Here is a 14915-nt window from a genome sequence, read left to right on the forward strand (position 1 = left end):
CGTTGTGCAACGCATGTTTTCATCAAGGCAAAGTGGTTTCAAGGGAAATATGACAAAGGTGCGCGTGTAAGTTTTCTTGGCGCCGAACGCGAGAAACCCCGCCGAAGCGGGGTTCCGGAATTTCCAGTCGTCATTCGATGGCCGATTGTTTTCAGCCGCGGCGGGAGAGCGAGAATTGGGCGCCGCTATCCTGCGTGCAGTTGAGCTGGTTGATGCTGACCAGCGAGCAGTTGACACGCGACTGGGTCTTGCGCACCAGCGAGGTCATGTTGATCTCGACCAGCGTCGGCGAGAGGCTGGTATAGGTGCCCGAGGCGAGCAGCGTGTTGCTGTCGCTGGAGCGGGTGTTGAACGTGCCGGCCTGGAACGAGGAAACGATGCCGTTCGGATCGACCCAGCTTCCTTCGACGCCCTGCGGCTGCACGGCCGCCATCTGTTGCGGTGGAGGGGAAGAAACGCAGGCGGTCAAGCTGGCTGCGGCGATGAGCGCAAAGCTCACTTTAAATTTCATGATCAGTCTCCCGCGATTCGGTCCGGCTCAGGTTGGCAAACCTTGCCGCCATCGCCCTATGTAACGCAAGATGTGGCCTTGAAAAGGCAAGAGCTTTCAACATGCAAAAAACCGCCTGCGGCAAGGCAGGCGGTTTCCATTGTGTTTTATCGGATCAACGAACCCGTTCGCGAAATCAGCGAACCCGTTCGCGAGATTAGCGAACCAGGATATTCTTGAACTGCCACGGATCCTTGGTGTCGATGTCTTCCGGGAAGAGGCCCGGGCGGCCGTCGAGCGGGGTCCAGTCGGTATAGTGGCCTTCGACCGGGCCGAGATAGGGCAGCTGCACTTCAAGGCAGCGCTTGTAGTCGATCTCGTCGGCCTCGACGATGCCGGCGGTCGGGTTTTCGAGCGCCCAGACCATGCCGGAGAGAACCGCCGAGGTGACCTGCAGGCCGGTGGCGTTCTGATAGGGCGCGATGCGGCGAGTTTCTTCAAGCGACAGGCGCGAACCGAACCAGTAGGCGTTCTTCTCGTGGCCGTAGAGCAGCACGCCGAGTTCGTCGATGCCGTCCTCCAGTTCGTCCTCGTTGAGAACGTGGTGGACCGGCTGCGGCGTGCCGCCATTGCCGAACATCTCGTGAAGCGACAGAACCGCGTCATTGGCCGGATGGTAGGCGTAGTGGCAGGTCGGGCGGAAGGTCACTTCGCCGTCCTTGTCGCGCACCGTGAAATAATCGGCGATCGAGATCGATTCGTTGTGGGTGACCAGGAAGCCGTACTGCGGACCAGGCGTCGGGCACCAGCTGCGAACGCGGGTGTTGGCACCCGGCTGTTCGAGATAGATGGCGGCCTTGCTGCCCTTCTTGTGCTTCTTGGCGTTCTTCGGCATCCATTCCTCGTGGGTGCCCCAGCCGAGTTCGGCCGGCTGCATGCCTTCGGAGATGAAACCTTCGACCGACCAGGTGTTCCAGAAGACGTTGAGCGGCTTCGGGTGCTTGGTGCGCTGGGTGTCGCGCTCGGCGATGTGGACGCCCTTGACGCCGAGCTTCTTCATCAGCTTCGCCCAGCCTTCGCGGTCGTGCTGATCCGGCTCGTCGAACTTCAGGCCGGTGTCGTTGGCGAGGTTGACCAGCGCCTGCTTGACGAACCAGGACACCATGCCCGGATTGGCGCCGCAGGTGGACACCGCCGTGGTGCCGCCGGGGCTCTTCCTCTTCTCGTGGCGAAGGGTTTCGCGCAGCGCATAGTTGGTGCGCTCGGAATTCTTCATGTTCTTGTCGAAATAGAAGCCGAGCCAGGGCTCGACGACCGTGTCGATGTAGAGAACATCAAGCTTGCGGCAAAGCTTCATCAGGTCGAGCGAGCCGGTATCGACCGACAGGTTGACGCAGAAGCCCTGGCCCTTGCCTTCGGTCAGAAGCGGCTTCAGGAGTTCCTTGTAGTTCTCCTTGGTCACGTATTCCTTGATGTGACGGACGCCGTGCTTCTTGAGGATCTCCATGTCGGAGGGTTCTTCGCGCGGGTCGATGACGACCATCCGGCTCTTGTCGAACTTGAAATGGCGTTCGATCAGCGGCAGCGTGCCGCGGCCGATCGAGCCGAAACCGATCATCACGATCGGACCGGTGATTTCGCCATAAACCGGATAGGTAGTCTCTGACATGTCTTTCTCCTTGATCGCGGCCTTCTCGGGCCGCTGCCCCGCTTATTCGGCAGTGGAATGGAAATTTAAAGGCTGCACTCGGGCAATTCGCGGCGCTCTAGATCATAAAACTTCGTCACAATAAAGAGCCTGTCGATTTTCGGCAGATGAATCGACAGCGTTGTTCGATCACGGCGGGCGCGGCTGCGGTATCGCTGCGAGTTGCAGAAGCCCGATCCCGCAGTGCCCAAACAGCCGCCGCGGGGTGCGTGGGCGAGTTTCATGACGTCGGGTTTTGTGCTATATACGGGAAAAATCGGAGGCTTATAGGCCATGACGTCGCATGTGGTTTCACTTCGCATCTCGGGAGAGATGAAGGAACGGCTCGACCGATTGTCTTCGGCTACCAATCGGTCCTCGACCGCGCTCGCCGAGGAAGCGCTCGAAGATTATCTCTCGCAGCGCGAGTTGGAGATCGAGGCCCTTGATGCCGCGGTCGAGCGCGCCGACAAGGGCGATTTCGTTTCGCATGAAGCGGTGGCCGGCTGGCTGAAGACCTGGGGTACGGCCGATGAAGGCTCGGCGCCCAAGCCGGACATCATCAAGACGCGTCGATGAGGCTCATCTGGGCCGAGCCGGCGATCGCTGATCTTGTGCATCTTCGCACCTACATCGCCGAGCACAATCCCCAGGCCGCGAATGAGATGGCGGCGAGATTGCTCGACATCGCGGAACTGCTGATCGCGCATCCTCAAGCGGGCCTGCGGACAGCAAAATTCGGCGTGCGCCGTCTCATCGTACCGCAATCCGCCTATTCCCTGATCTATCGGACGGTGGACGGTGATATCGAAATCATCGAAGTGTTCGACGGTCGCCGGCGCAAACCTCGTACGGATATGGCGGATTAGTCACGCCGTCGCGGTGCCCTGGTGAAAGACCATGCGCCATTTGCCATCGGGGTCGAGGTGCCAGATGGAGCTTCGGTTGGCAAGGAGCCTGCTCCCGTCGTCGTTGATGCGGGTCCCGCGATAGGTGGCGAGCGCGATCGTGTCGCTCAGCATCGTGGCGCTGAAATCCGAGATCGAAGTGTTGTCCGGTCCTGTCTCGCCGACGAGGTGGGTGACGATGTCGTCGAACGTATAGGCGAGGCCGGAGCGGCCGAATTCGCGGAATTCCGGCGCCAGCAGTTCGCGCAGCTTTTGTTCGGAGCCGCGGACCTCGCGGCTCTGCAAGGCAAGCTCGAGCCCAAGCAGATGATCCGCGAGGGGTTTTGGCGCGGTCATCTATCGACCAGCTCTCGCCATTTTGGCGGCGCGCGCGGCAGGGCGAGGCGCTTCTGCTGGCGTTTCCAATCGCGCCGCTTGGGCGACGAGTTCGGCGGCGATCAGGCCGCGCAGAGAATTGCCGACGAAGAAGCGGCGGTCTTCGAGGTCGACAAGGCGCAGGACCTGGCTTTTTGCCTTGCCCTCGCGGATCAGGTCGGCGCGCAGGATGCCGGGCAGGAGGCCGCTCGACAGCGCCGGGGTCAGCAGCGAGCCGTCCGGCTGTTCGACGAAGACATTGGTGATCGTGCCTTCGCAGACTTCGCCGCGCTCGTTGAGAAGGATAACCTCGTCCGCCTCTTCGGGTGAAAACTCGGCGCGGGCTGCCTCATAGATTTCGCGCCGGGAGGTCTTGTGGCGATAGGTCGGATCGTCCGATGGAAGCGTCGTCCTGGCGACCCGGATTCGCCAGAGCGTATCGGCGGGCAGGGGCGTGAACGGCGTCGTGGTGATCTCGATCTTGCCGCGGTAGGTCATGACCAGGCGGACGCGGAGCGGCGTTTCACCGCCGGCTACAGCCGCTTGAAGCTGTTTCAGCGTATCCGCCGGGGGCTGGCGGAAACCCAGCGCATCGGCCGACCGGCTGAGCCGGCGCAGATGCTGGTCGACCCGGAGCAAGCCATTGCCCGGTTCCCAGCGAATTGTTTCGATCAGCGAGAAATCCATTGGTCGCCCACCGCAAAGCGTGCCTTCAATAGGCACTCGTCATACTCGGCCTCGGCCTTCGAGTCGAAGACGATGCCGCCACCGACATTGAAGACGGCTTTTTCGCCGTTGAAAAGCGTGATCGTGCGGATGGCCACCGAAAAACGCATCGGGCCGGCCGGATCGCACCAGCCGATCGCGCCGCAATAGACGTCGCGCGGCTCCCTTTCGAGATCGGCGAGGATGCGCATGGCCCACATTTTCGGCGCTCCCGTGATCGAACCGCAGGGAAAGAGAGCCGCAAGGATGTCCGGAAAGCCGATTTCGGGCAGCAGCTTTGCCCGCACGTGGCTCACCATCTGGTGGACGGTCGGATAGGTCTCGATTTCAAACAGTTTCGGAACCGACAGCGAGCCGACCTCGCTGATCATCGAAATATCGTTGCGCAGGAGATCGACGATCATCCGGTTTTCGGCGAGCGTCTTTTCGTCGGCGAGCATTTCCGCGATGATCGCTTCATCTTCTGCTACGGTCGCGCCGCGCGGGGCGGTGCCCTTCATCGGATGGGTTTCGATGAAGCGTTCCGCATCGACCGAAAAGAACAGTTCGGGCGAACGCGACAGGATGACGGGGCCGCCGAGATCGACGAATGCGCCGTAGCGCACCGGCTGGCGGGCGACGAGGGACCAGAAGGCGGAAAGCGGATCGCCGTGCCAGCGTGCCGCGACCGGCATGGTCAGGTTCGCCTGATAGCAGTCGCCGTTGCGCAGGTGCTGGTGAAGTCGGTCGAACCGTTCCTGGTAGGTCGCAAAATCCCAGCCGGTACGCGGCTCGCTGAGGAAGGAGCCTTGCGAAGAACCGTCGTCCACGACCGTGCCGGGCCGTCCGGCGAGCGGATGATCGTTGCCCGAGGGTTTGTCGAATATGCCCATGGCGATCAGCGGCGTCGGCCGGTCGTCGACGATCAGCGGCCGGAGCTTGTCCTCGAAGACGTAACCGGCCTCATAGGAAATATAACCCGCCAGCCACTGACCGGCGAGGCGCGCCTCTTCCAGGCGCCGAAGTGCGGGCAGCACCTCGGCGGCGGTCCGGGCCATGACGATGTCCTTCGGCCCGTCGAAGACGAGGCTCCGGCCGGCGGGGTCGTCGCGAAAGAGCGCGAAGGGCGCTTTCTCATTCATGGCAGTGTATTATGGGCATGGGCGTGCATTAAGGGAATGCCTCAAGCCTTGTCCAGAGCCTCCAGCTCGTCGATCAGGCCTTCGATCATCGACAGGCCCCTGGACCAGAAGGACGGATCGGTGGCGTCGAGGCCGAAGGGCTTCAGCAGCTCCGAATGATGTTGGGTGCCGCCGGCCTTCAGAAGCTCGAAATACTTCTGCTGGAAGCCCGGAGCGGCGTTCTGATAAACCGCGTAGAGCGAGTTCACCAGGCAGTCGCCGAAGGCATAGGCATAGACGTAGAAGGGCGAGTGGATGAAGTGGGGGATATAGGTCCACCAGCTTTCATAACCCTCCGAGATCCTGATCGCCGGTCCCAGGCTCTCGCCTTGGACGGAAAGCCAGAGTTCGCCGATCTGCTCGGCGGTCAGCTCGCCTTCCTTGCGGGCGGTGTGGACCTTGCGCTCGAACTGGTAGAAGGCGACCTGGCGCACGACCGTGTTGATCATGTCCTCGACCTTCTGGGCGAGCATGGCCTTGCGCTCGCGCTTGTCGGTGGTCTTTTCCAGCAGCGCGCGGAAGGTCAGCATTTCGCCGAAGACGGAAGCGGTTTCGGCAAGCGTCAGCGGCGTCTGGCACATCAGGGCGCCCTGATCGCCGGCCAGAACCTGGTGCACGCCGTGGCCGAGTTCGTGGGCGAGCGTCATCACGTCGCGTGGCTTGCCCATGTAGTTGACGAGCACGTAAGGGTGGGCCGACGGTACTGTCGGATGCGCGAAGGCGCCCGGCGCCTTGCCCGGGCGCACCGGCGCGTCGATCCATTCCTCCTCGAAGAAGCGGCCGGCGATATCGGCCATTTCGGGCGCAAAGCCGCGATAGGCGTCGAGCACGGTATCCTTCGCCTCACTCCAGGAAATCAGCGCGTTCGGGGTTTCCGGCAGCGGCGCGTTGCGGTCCCAGAAATTCAGCTGGTCCATGCCGAGCCACTTCGCCTTCATCGCGTAGTAGCGATGCGAGAGGCGCGGGTAGGCCTGCCTGACGGCCTCTGCGAGCGCATCGACGACTTCGCGTTCGACGCGGTTGGCGAGATGGCGTGAATCGGCGATGTCCTCGAAGCCGCGCCAGCGGTCGGAGATTTCCTTGTCCTTGGCGAGCGTATTGGTGATCAGCGTGAAGACGCGCAGGTTGTCGCCGAAGGTTTTGGAGAGGGCCGCAGCGGCCTTGGCACGGGTCTCCGGCTCAGGCTCCTGCAGCATGTTGAGGGCGACTTCCAGCGGCAACTGTTCGCCGTCGACCTCGAAGCGAAGCTCGGCCATGGTCTCGTCGAAGAGACGGTTGAAGGCGGCGGCGGAGGTCATCGACTTTTCGAGGAAGAGCTGTTCGAGCTTGTCTTCGAGCTGGAAGGGCTTGTCCTTCCGCAGGTCGACGAGCCAGGGGCGGTAGTGGCCGGCGGCCGGGTCGCGGTCCATGCAGGCGTCCATCACCGCATCGTCGATCCGGTTGAGCTCCAGGGCGAAGAACAGCAGGTGCGAGGAGAGGTCGGTCAGCTTGGCCTGCACATCGCCGTAGAACTTGCCGTTGGCCGGGCTCGACGTATCGGAAAAATAGGTGAGGCCGGCGAAGGAGCCGATCTTGCCGAGCAGATCGTCTAGCGCCTCGTATTCCTGAAGCGCTTCACCGATGCCGCCGGCGCCGGTTTTGGTCGCGGCTTCGGCAAGCCGGCCCTTCCATTTTTCCTCGAAGGCGATCGAGAGCTTGTTCGCCTTTTCCATGTCGGCGGTGAAGGCCGGGGCGTCCTTGGCCTCGTAGAGGTCCGAGAGCTTCCAGACCGGCAGGAGACCGAGCGCCGGGTCGGAGGCAGCAGCGCCCGCGGTGGGCGCGGCCAGAATTTCGGGGAGGGCGGGTGCGGACATTCTCATCGCTTTTTCCTTCTCAACCTGTTGCGCCTGTTTTCCTTGCCGGCCGTTAAAATGCAAGCTTTTCTCAAAAGGGGATGTTCAAGGCTTTCTGACACAACCAGCGGCATAACAGCCTAAAAGGGCCATGATGACCATTGGTGGGAGCCGAGCATGATTGCGCAAATCCTCGTTGTCGACGACGATCCTATTCAGCGTCGCCTGTTGAAGAATGCGGTTGAACGTTACGGCCATGCCGCCCATCTTGCCGAAAACGGACTGGCGGCGCTGGAGTTCCTGAAGCGCACCGCGACCGACATCAACGTCATCGTGCTCGACCTGATGATGCCGGAAATGGACGGCCTCACCTTTCTCGCGGCGATCCGCGAACTCGGCATCGAAACGCCGGTCATCGTCCAGACGGGACAGGGCAGCATCGAATACGTGGTGCAGGCGATGCGCGCCGGCGCTTTCGATTTCGTCGTGAAGCCGGTGTCGCCGGAACGGATCGGCGCCTCGATCACCAATGCGCTGAAGCTCGACCAGAAGGAATCGAAGGCCCGTGTCGGCCGCCGCCATCGCGCCGGCGCCGTCGGCTTCGGTGATATCATCTCGGCGAGCCCGGACATGCTGCGCGTCATCGACCTCGCCCAGCGCGCCGCCCATTCCAACATCCCGGTGGTGCTGGAAGGCGAATCCGGCGTCGGCAAGGAAATGATCGCCCGCGCCATCCAGTCGAACAGTGACCGCGCCGGCAAGCCGTTCATCACCGTCAACTGCGGCGCCATTCCGCACAATCTCGTGGAAAGCATTCTTTTCGGTCACGAGAAGGGCGCTTTTACCGGCGCTTCGGAAAAACATACCGGCAAGTTCGTGGAAGCCGACGGCGGCACGCTTTTCCTCGACGAGATCGGCGACTTGCCGCTCGACGTTCAGGTGAAGCTGCTGCGCGCCGTGCAGCAGGGCGAAGTCGAGACCGTCGGTGCCTCGAAGGTCCAGAAGGTCAATGTCCGGCTGATTTCGGCCACCAACAAGGACCTGATCGAGGAGGTCCGGGCCGGCCGCTTCCGCGAAGACCTCTATTATCGCCTCAACGTCTTCCCGATCACCATTCCGGCGCTGCGCCGCCGCAAGGAGGACATTCCGCATCTCGCCCGCGTGTTTGCCGAGCGGTTCTCGACCGAACAGAAGCTCAACAGGACGCTGTCGGTCGGCGCCGGGGCGCTGGCGCTTCTGACGGCCTACGACTGGCCGGGCAACATCCGCCAGCTCGAAAACGCTGTGTTCCGCGCCGTCGTGCTTGCCGAGGGCACCGAGCTCACCGAGGACGATTTTCCGCAGATTGCAGCGCAGATCCCGGAATTCAGGCAGGCGGAACTGGCGGCGACCGCGGTCATGCCCGCACCGGGTGTCCTGTCCGACTACGCCATGCGCGAGGCGCTCGCCGATTCGCCGGTATTTGCCAATAACGACAAGGCTCGGGCCGGCAGACCGGATGCGAAGGCGATGCTCGCCGCCGCTTATCCCCAGGAAAACGTCATCGTCAGCACCGACGAGACCGGCGAAGTGAGGAAGCTTGCGGACGTCGAGGAGGAGCTGATCCGCTTTGCCTTGAAGTTCTATCGCGGCCAGATGAGCCAGGTTGCCCGTAAACTCGGCATCGGACGCTCGACACTCTACCGCAAACTCAAGGATTATGGCATCGATCCCGATGATCCGCTGAAGGAAGCCGCGTAATTCCTAATGTATTAGCTTGTGTTAACCTTCGCGCAAGGATGTCCTGTCAACGTCTGTCAATCTCTGATTAGTCAATTGTTGACTATATGGGAGAAGGTTGTACATGTGTGGCACATTTGCCATCGTGTCACCGCAATTGACAGTCATTTGAGGCAACGTGGGACGTTGTCGACAGGACGGGGATCGTTTTGCCGGATCAGTATGCAAAAGAAACGCCTTCGGGTGAGAAAAGGCGCGGCGGCAAAGCTGGGTTTTTTGTCAGTTTGACCCGGCGCGTCATGGCCATCACCCTGCTGGTGTTGATGGCGTTGCCTGTGCTTTCGGTCTCCGCAAGCGGAGCTGCAGCCCAGGAAAAAAGCCTCAAGCTCTATTTCGTCCATACCGGCGAAAAGGCCGTCATCACCTTCAAGCGGAACGGCAAGTTCGATCCCAAGGGCCTCGCCCAGATCAACCAGTTCCTGCGCGACTGGCGCCGCAACGAACCGGCCAGGATGGACCCGCGGCTCTTCGACCTCGTCTGGGAAGTCTACCGCCGTTCCGGCGCCTCCGATTATATCCACGTGGTTTCCGCCTATCGTTCGCCGACCACCAACAACATGTTGCGCACCCGTTCGCGCACCACCGGTGTCGCCAAGAACAGCCAGCACATGCTCGGCAAGGCCATGGATTTCTACATTCCCGGCGTGAAGCTTTCGACGCTGCGCGGGCTCGCCATGCAGATGCAGGTCGGCGGCGTCGGCTATTACCCGACCTCGGGTTCGCCCTTCGTGCATCTCGATGTCGGCGGCGTTCGTGCCTGGCCGCGCATGACGCGCCAGGAACTGGTGCAGATCTTCCCGAACGGCAATACGATCCATCTTCCCGCCGACGGCAAGCCGCTTCCCGGCTACGAAACGGCGATGGCGGACTACAAGCGGCGTGTCGGCTCGGATTCGATCCAGATAGCCAGCACCGCCGGTCGCGGCATCCGTGGCGACTCGGAACGCAAGCGACAGCCCAACCTTCTGGCATTCCTGTTCGGCGGCGGTGGTGCCGACGAGGAGGAAGATAACGAGGAAAGCGCTGCTCCGGCCGTGGCGCGGCGTGCGGCTCCGGCTGCAAAGCCTGCTGCGGACGACGAGGGCGAAGCTCCTGTCGCGGTTGCCTCGGCTTCGCCTCTGACGGGCCAGATGCAGAACCAGGCCCAGCCTCCGGCGCAAGCACAGACGGTTTCAGCGCCCGTACCGCTTTCGCGCCCGGCCTTCCGTTCGGATGCGGGCGGGCTTGCGACTGCGCTTTATTCACCGGCGCGTAACCCGGCCCAGGAAGCGCTCGCCCTGCAGGCGTCGGCTCCGGTCCAGTCCGGCGGCGAGACTTTTGCCGATCTTTCCACCTACAATATTCCGGTTCCGACGCTGCTTGGACCGCGTGGCTTCAAGGGTGACGCGGAAAGCGGCGTGATGACCGCGTCCGTCGGGCCGATGCAGCCGCCGGAGGACGTCGCGTCCATTCCGCTTCCCAGTCAGAGGCCGAACATCGCCGCTGCCGCTCCCGCCGCCAAGGCTGAGGAACAGCAGGAGCTGACGCCGGCCCTCGTTGCAGCGCTTGCCCAGAGTGTCGAGCCGCGCCAGGCGGCGGTGCCCACGCCCGTCGCTCCAACCCAGCCTGTGTCAGGCCAACCTGCTCCGGCCCAGCCTGCTGCGGCAATGGCGGCGGCTCCCATGCCGGTCCAGAAGCCGGTTGAAACGGCATCGGCTTCTCCGAAGGTCATTCATTCCAACAAGGGCGCGCAGTTCGGCGACGGTTTCGACGCACCGCGCAGCCCGGTCTCGGCATCGACAAGCGCGCTCCCGATCCCCGCCAAGGGCGGTCGTGCGCCCGGGTCTGCGCCGCAGACGGCAAATGGCGGGCTGACGGGCGACATGCTGGCGAAATGGGCTCTCAACAACAATCGCGCCGACGCGGCCGCCTCGATGAAGGCACCGCGCGTCGTCAGCCGGACCCTCAACAACGAATATTCGGCAGGTTATTCCGGCGGCGGCTTCAGGCCGGTTGCCGCCACGGTGGCGATCGACCCGAACCGGTTCAGCGGCCCGAACAACTGATCGTCGGGCTGATAGAAGACCATAAAAAACCCGCCGAAATGGCGGGTTTTTTGATGCTTTCTGCCTGGCCTGCGTGCCTGAGAAGAATCAGGCTGCGTCCTGGTCGGCAGGGGCCTCGATCATGCCGAGCGCCTGGAGGTAGGTATCGAGGATGAGATCCTCTTCCATGCGCTCCTGGTCGTCCTTCTTGCGCAGGGCGATGACCTTTTTCATGATCTTCGTGTCGTAGCCCATGCCCTTGGCTTCGCCGTAGACATCCTTGATGTCGTCGGCGATGGTCTTCTTTTCTTCTTCCAAGCGTTCGATACGCTCGATAAATGCGCGAAGCTGGTCGCGGGCGACGCCATGAGCATCAGACATCGGGGCCTCCTGATCGTGTAGATTTCAATGAATGGTCGTCAACTGCCGAAAAGCCGCCGCGAGGTCAAGCCCAATCGGCAAATCGATCAGCCATGGGCCGGCTTGTTCACGTCGAATGCGGCTTTTTGTGCATCCGAGGCTTCCGCCTGGTGCAGATTTTTCCAATCCTCGTAGGGCATGCCGTAGACGATCTCGCGGGATGCATCCTTGGAGAGGTCGACGCCGGCATCGCTGGCGGCGTCGCGATACCAGTTCGACAGGCAGTTGCGGCAGAAGCCGGCGAGGTTCATCAGGTCGATATTCTGCACGTCGGCGCGTCCACGCAGATGCTGGACGAGGCGGCGGAAGGCGGCGGCCTCGAATTCGGTCTGCTGCTCTCTGGTCAGTTCCGTAGGCGTGCGTTCGCTCATGGGTGCATCTCCTGGTGTCGCGTCAGACTGGATAGGGGCCGGTGCGCGAGGGAAAGATCCGGTATTCATGCAATGTGGGGTCGGCGTTGAGCGTCTTGAAGACCGGCGCCAGTCTTTCCGCCCAGGCGGCGATGCCGGTCTCGTCGCCGATCAGGTCCTGGCGGACCTCGAGAAGCGCGTGTGGGGTTCCCGACACCATGCAGTGCCGGTACATCGTGTCGCCTTTGAGCGCCCCGTCATAGGGCTCGTTGTCGCCGACGACGATGTCGCCCGGTTCGCCGAGCAGGTGGAGGAGCGGCGTCACGGCGCGATCGTCGCTGTCCCAGAGCACCGCCGCGTGCCAGGGGCGGGCAACACCCTTCCAGAACGGCGTGAAGGAATGCAGCGACAGGACGAGCGGTGCCCGGCCCGAGGCACCTGCCTTGGCAATCGTGCGCTCGACGGCGCGGTGATAGGGCCGGTGATAGGTATCGAGGCGGAAATCCCACTCTTCCTGGGTGATCGGATGATTGCCCGGGATGATCGCCCCGTCGGAAATCTTCATGATCAGGGTCGGATCGTCCTCGCCGCGGTTCGGGTCGATCAGCAGGCGCGAGAAACAGCCGAGCACCGCAGGTACGTTGAGCATCGCCGCGAGACGGCGGGTGAGCCCCTCGATGCCGATGTCGAAGGCGATATGGCGGTGGAAGGCGCTCGCCGGCAGGCCGAGGCTGCCATAGCGGACGGGCAGGCGGTTCATGGCATGGTCGGCGAGCAGCACCATGCCGCTGTCATAATCGCCTTCTATGATCTCGAAAGGAATGAAGTCCTGCATCGCCATCGGAAATGAGTTGGTTTCGAAAGGTCGGTCGGGAGACGGGTGTTGATGGCATGGGGAAAGCCGCGACGCAAGCCGTGTTGGGGCGACGATCAGCTCGGATTGAGGGCATGAGACGGACTAATCGATTAGAGTTACGTTGACTTTCCGACTCCGCCGCGCGAAGAAAGTGCTTCACGAATAACCATGGAGTCCTGACGGAAACCGTGTCGAAAAAATCCCCCAAAGCCACTCTTCGCTCCCTCGTTTCCGCTCCGGCGCTTGCCGCCATGGTCGCCTCCGGTGTTCCGCTTTTCGCGGCGACCGTCGCGCATGCGGATTTCCGTGTCTGCAACGCCACACAGAACCTCGTCGGCGTGGCGATCGGCTATCGCGCCACGGAGGGCTGGACCACCGAAGGCTGGTGGCAGGTTCCGGCCTCCACCTGCGCGACGCTGATCGAGGGCGAACTGCAGTCGCGTTACTACTATCTTTATGCCGAGGACGCGGCCCGCGGCGGCCGCTGGACCGGCAATGTGAACATGTGCGTCGCGGAGAACGAGTTCAAAGTCGTCGGCGTCAATGACTGTTTTGCCCGTGGCTTCCAGCGCATGGGCTTCAAGGAATATGATACGGGCCGTCAGGGAAGCTGGATGGTCCAGCTTTCGGACACGCCTGGCACACAAGAAGGCCACAACTGATGAGGCGCAACCGCAAAGTAAAGATCCTCGCAACCCTCGGACCGGCTTCGTCCGAAGAGGCGATGATCCAGAAGCTGCATGAAGCGGGGGCTGATCTCTTCCGCATCAACATGAGCCATGCGAGCCACGACCTGATGCGCACGCTGATCAAGCGCATCCGTTCCGTCGAGGCGCGCTGCGGCCGACCGATCGGCATTCTCGCCGACCTTCAGGGCCCGAAGCTGCGCGTCGGCAAGTTTGCAGCCGGCAAGGTGACGCTCACTCCGGGGCAGACCTTCACGCTCGACAGCCGCGACGAACCGGGCGACGAGACCCGCGTATTCCTGCCGCATCCGGAAATCCTGGAAGCGGTGAAAGTGGGCCACCGGCTGCTGATCGACGACGGCAAGCTGGCGCTGAAGGCCGAGAAGGCCGATGGCAAGAGCATCGTCTGCAAGGTCGTCGCCGGCACCAGCATTTCCGACCGCAAGGGCGTCAGCCTGCCCGATACGCTGCTCGGCGTCGGCGCGCTGACCGAAAAGGACCGCATCGACCTCGACGCGGTTCTCGCGACCGACGATGTCGACTGGGTGGCGCTTTCCTTCGTCCAGCGCCCCGACGACCTTGCCGAAGTGCGCAAGATCGCCCGCGGCCGCGTCGGCATCATGTCGAAGATCGAGAAGCCCCAGGCGCTCGAGCGCATCGACGAGATCATCGAGCTTTCCGATGCCGTCATGGTGGCGCGCGGCGATCTTGGCGTCGAAATGCCGATCGAAGCCGTCCCGGGCATCCAGAAGCAGCTGACGCGCTTGTGTCGGCGCGCCGGCAAGCCGGTCGTGGTCGCAACCCAGATGCTGGAATCGATGATCACCGCGCCGGTTCCGACCCGCGCCGAAGTGTCGGACGTGTCGATCGCCGTTTTCGAAGGCGCCGATGCGATCATGCTCTCGGCCGAATCGGCCTCCGGCCAGTATCCGGTCGAGGCGGTGTCGATGATGGCGTCGATCGCCAGCACGGTCGAGCAGGATCCGCTTTATCCGAGCATCATCTATGCGCAGCGCGCGACGCCCGAGGCGACTGGTGCGGACGCCATTTCGCTTGCCGCCCGCCAGATCGCAGAAACCCTGAAACTGTCCGCCATCGTCACCTATACCTCGTCGGGCACGACAGGCCTGCGCGCTTCCCGCGAACGTCCGGAAGTGCCGATCATCGCGCTGTCGCCGATCGTCCAGACGGCACGCCGGCTTTCGCTCGGCTGGGGCATGCATTGCGTCGTCACCCATGACGCGACCGACCTCGACGACATGGTCAACCGCGCCTGCCGCATCGTCGTGTCGGAAGGCTTCGGCAAGCCCGGCGACCGGATCATCATCTCGGCCGGCGTTCCGCTCGGCACGCCCGGCGCCACCAACATGCTGCGCATCGCCTATATCGGCTCGGACGGCCAGAGCGGCATCTGAGGCGCAACGCCCCGACCAACGAAAACCGCCGGAGCGATCCCCGGCGGTTGACGGAAATCCAAGTCTGATCTCGAACCGCTTGCAACGCAGACGTTGCAGGCGGTGTTTCTTGCCAGGAACGTCTCCGTGAGGCATTCCGGAATTTGCCTGTCGCGAACTGTCTTTTTGACAATGTTGTGGAAGCGGTCGCGAACCTGTGGCCTTGACTACCGGCCCTCAACACCTGAA

The 14915-nt window shown here is 62.6% G+C and carries 14 protein-coding genes and 2 pseudogenes; 7 read left to right on the forward strand and 9 right to left on the reverse strand.

Translation table 11 applies throughout. From position 1 onward, the window contains the following. Positions 1-151: 151 nt before the first annotated feature. A complete protein-coding gene (gene omp10 / locus C5L10_RS04045) occupies positions 152-511 on the reverse strand; it encodes an outer membrane lipoprotein Omp10 (protein WP_105400189.1) in 360 nt (119 codons plus the stop codon). A 196-nt stretch (positions 512-707) separates the two neighbouring features. Continuing rightward, positions 708-2159, reverse strand: coding sequence for a homospermidine synthase (locus tag C5L10_RS04050; protein WP_105428617.1), 1452 nt, complete (start codon positions 2157-2159; stop codon positions 708-710). A gap of 312 nt (positions 2160-2471) precedes the next feature. On the opposite strand from C5L10_RS04050, the gene C5L10_RS04055 reads away from it, so the two are divergent. Both C5L10_RS04055 and C5L10_RS04060 read left to right on the forward strand, forming a co-directional pair. Beyond that, positions 2472-2756 (forward strand): CopG family ribbon-helix-helix protein, encoded by a 285-nt coding sequence (locus C5L10_RS04055; RefSeq protein ID WP_105428618.1) that lies wholly within the window; start codon positions 2472-2474, stop codon positions 2754-2756. Continuing rightward, positions 2753-3046, forward strand: coding sequence for a type II toxin-antitoxin system RelE/ParE family toxin (locus C5L10_RS04060; RefSeq protein WP_105428619.1), 294 nt, complete (start codon positions 2753-2755; stop codon positions 3044-3046). The genes C5L10_RS04055 and C5L10_RS04060 overlap by 4 nt, the downstream gene beginning before the upstream one ends. On the opposite strand, the gene C5L10_RS04065 is transcribed toward C5L10_RS04060, so the two are convergent. The 4 genes from C5L10_RS04065 to C5L10_RS04080 are packed head-to-tail and all read right to left on the reverse strand — an operon-like array spanning position 3047 to position 7184. Next, positions 3047-3421: a DUF4440 domain-containing protein gene (locus C5L10_RS04065; protein WP_105428620.1), complete on the reverse strand. Its 375-nt coding sequence runs from the start codon at positions 3419-3421 to the stop codon at positions 3047-3049. Further along, positions 3422-4126 carry an aminotransferase class IV family protein gene (locus C5L10_RS04070; protein ID WP_105428621.1) on the reverse strand — a complete coding sequence of 235 codons (705 nt, stop codon included), beginning with the start codon at positions 4124-4126 and terminating at the stop codon, positions 3422-3424. Next, positions 4111-5286 carry an aminodeoxychorismate synthase component I gene (locus tag C5L10_RS04075; protein WP_105428622.1) on the reverse strand — a complete coding sequence of 392 codons (1176 nt, stop codon included), beginning with the start codon at positions 5284-5286 and terminating at the stop codon, positions 4111-4113. Before C5L10_RS04075 ends, C5L10_RS04070 begins: the two co-directional genes overlap by 16 nt. A gap of 41 nt (positions 5287-5327) precedes the next feature. Continuing rightward, positions 5328-7184 carry a M3 family oligoendopeptidase gene (locus tag C5L10_RS04080; protein WP_105428623.1) on the reverse strand — a complete coding sequence of 619 codons (1857 nt, stop codon included), beginning with the start codon at positions 7182-7184 and terminating at the stop codon, positions 5328-5330. A 150-nt stretch (positions 7185-7334) separates the two neighbouring features. Here C5L10_RS04080 and C5L10_RS04085 point away from each other — a divergent pair. From C5L10_RS04085 to C5L10_RS04090, 3 genes and pseudogenes are all read left to right on the forward strand, one after another. Then, positions 7335-8523 (forward strand): annotated as a pseudogene (locus C5L10_RS04085) (sigma-54-dependent transcriptional regulator); the annotation flags it as partial. Between the two features lie 197 nt (positions 8524-8720). Further along, positions 8721-8897, forward strand: a pseudogene (locus tag C5L10_RS34865) (helix-turn-helix domain-containing protein); the annotation flags it as partial. A 278-nt stretch (positions 8898-9175) separates the two neighbouring features. Continuing rightward, the gene (locus tag C5L10_RS04090) at positions 9176-10981 is read left to right on the forward strand and encodes a DUF882 domain-containing protein (RefSeq protein WP_172716902.1); all 1806 of its coding nucleotides are present in this window, start codon (positions 9176-9178) and stop codon (positions 10979-10981) included. 87 nt (positions 10982-11068) lie between these two features. On the opposite strand, the gene C5L10_RS04095 is transcribed toward C5L10_RS04090, so the two are convergent. The 3 genes from C5L10_RS04095 to C5L10_RS04105 form a co-directional block, all read right to left on the reverse strand. Continuing rightward, positions 11069-11341: a DUF2312 domain-containing protein gene (locus tag C5L10_RS04095; RefSeq protein WP_007752220.1), complete on the reverse strand. Its 273-nt coding sequence runs from the start codon at positions 11339-11341 to the stop codon at positions 11069-11071. An 86-nt stretch (positions 11342-11427) separates the two neighbouring features. Then, positions 11428-11751 carry a DUF1244 domain-containing protein gene (locus C5L10_RS04100; RefSeq protein ID WP_046666829.1) on the reverse strand — a complete coding sequence of 108 codons (324 nt, stop codon included), beginning with the start codon at positions 11749-11751 and terminating at the stop codon, positions 11428-11430. A gap of 22 nt (positions 11752-11773) precedes the next feature. After that, the gene (locus C5L10_RS04105) at positions 11774-12565 is read right to left on the reverse strand and encodes an N-formylglutamate amidohydrolase (protein WP_105428692.1); all 792 of its coding nucleotides are present in this window, start codon (positions 12563-12565) and stop codon (positions 11774-11776) included. A gap of 272 nt (positions 12566-12837) precedes the next feature. Here C5L10_RS04105 and C5L10_RS04110 point away from each other — a divergent pair, with 272 nt between their 5' ends. Both C5L10_RS04110 and pyk read left to right on the forward strand, forming a co-directional pair. Then, the gene (locus tag C5L10_RS04110; protein WP_245282782.1) at positions 12838-13248 is read left to right on the forward strand and encodes a DUF1036 domain-containing protein; all 411 of its coding nucleotides are present in this window, start codon (positions 12838-12840) and stop codon (positions 13246-13248) included. Further along, positions 13248-14687, forward strand: coding sequence for a pyruvate kinase (gene pyk / locus C5L10_RS04115; protein WP_105428626.1), 1440 nt, complete (start codon positions 13248-13250; stop codon positions 14685-14687). The genes C5L10_RS04110 and pyk overlap by 1 nt, the downstream gene beginning before the upstream one ends. Positions 14688-14915 lie beyond the last annotated feature (228 nt).

This window comes from Neorhizobium sp. T6_25 (genome assembly GCF_002968555.1).
Classification (GTDB): domain Bacteria; phylum Pseudomonadota; class Alphaproteobacteria; order Rhizobiales; family Rhizobiaceae; genus Neorhizobium.

Bases quoted from the DNA above. Each gene is read 5' to 3' on its own strand.
- omp10 (WP_105400189.1), bottom strand. From the start codon at position 511: ATGAAATTTAAAGTGAGCTTTGCGCTCATCGCCGCAGCCAGCTTGACC.
- C5L10_RS04050 (WP_105428617.1), bottom strand. From the start codon at position 2,159: ATGTCAGAGACTACCTATCCGGTTTATGGCGAAATCACCGGTCCGATC.
- C5L10_RS04055 (WP_105428618.1), top strand. From the start codon at position 2,472: ATGACGTCGCATGTGGTTTCACTTCGCATCTCGGGAGAGATGAAGGAA.
- C5L10_RS04060 (WP_105428619.1), top strand. From the start codon at position 2,753: ATGAGGCTCATCTGGGCCGAGCCGGCGATCGCTGATCTTGTGCATCTT.
- C5L10_RS04065 (WP_105428620.1), bottom strand. From the start codon at position 3,421: ATGACCGCGCCAAAACCCCTCGCGGATCATCTGCTTGGGCTCGAGCTT.
- C5L10_RS04070 (WP_105428621.1), bottom strand. From the start codon at position 4,126: ATGGATTTCTCGCTGATCGAAACAATTCGCTGGGAACCGGGCAATGGC.
- C5L10_RS04075 (WP_105428622.1), bottom strand. From the start codon at position 5,286: ATGAATGAGAAAGCGCCCTTCGCGCTCTTTCGCGACGACCCCGCCGGC.
- C5L10_RS04080 (WP_105428623.1), bottom strand. From the start codon at position 7,184: ATGAGAATGTCCGCACCCGCCCTCCCCGAAATTCTGGCCGCGCCCACC.
- C5L10_RS04090 (WP_172716902.1), top strand. From the start codon at position 9,176: ATGGCCATCACCCTGCTGGTGTTGATGGCGTTGCCTGTGCTTTCGGTC.
- C5L10_RS04095 (WP_007752220.1), bottom strand. From the start codon at position 11,341: ATGTCTGATGCTCATGGCGTCGCCCGCGACCAGCTTCGCGCATTTATC.
- C5L10_RS04100 (WP_046666829.1), bottom strand. From the start codon at position 11,751: ATGAGCGAACGCACGCCTACGGAACTGACCAGAGAGCAGCAGACCGAA.
- C5L10_RS04105 (WP_105428692.1), bottom strand. From the start codon at position 12,565: ATGCAGGACTTCATTCCTTTCGAGATCATAGAAGGCGATTATGACAGC.
- C5L10_RS04110 (WP_245282782.1), top strand. From the start codon at position 12,838: ATGGTCGCCTCCGGTGTTCCGCTTTTCGCGGCGACCGTCGCGCATGCG.
- pyk (WP_105428626.1), top strand. From the start codon at position 13,248: ATGAGGCGCAACCGCAAAGTAAAGATCCTCGCAACCCTCGGACCGGCT.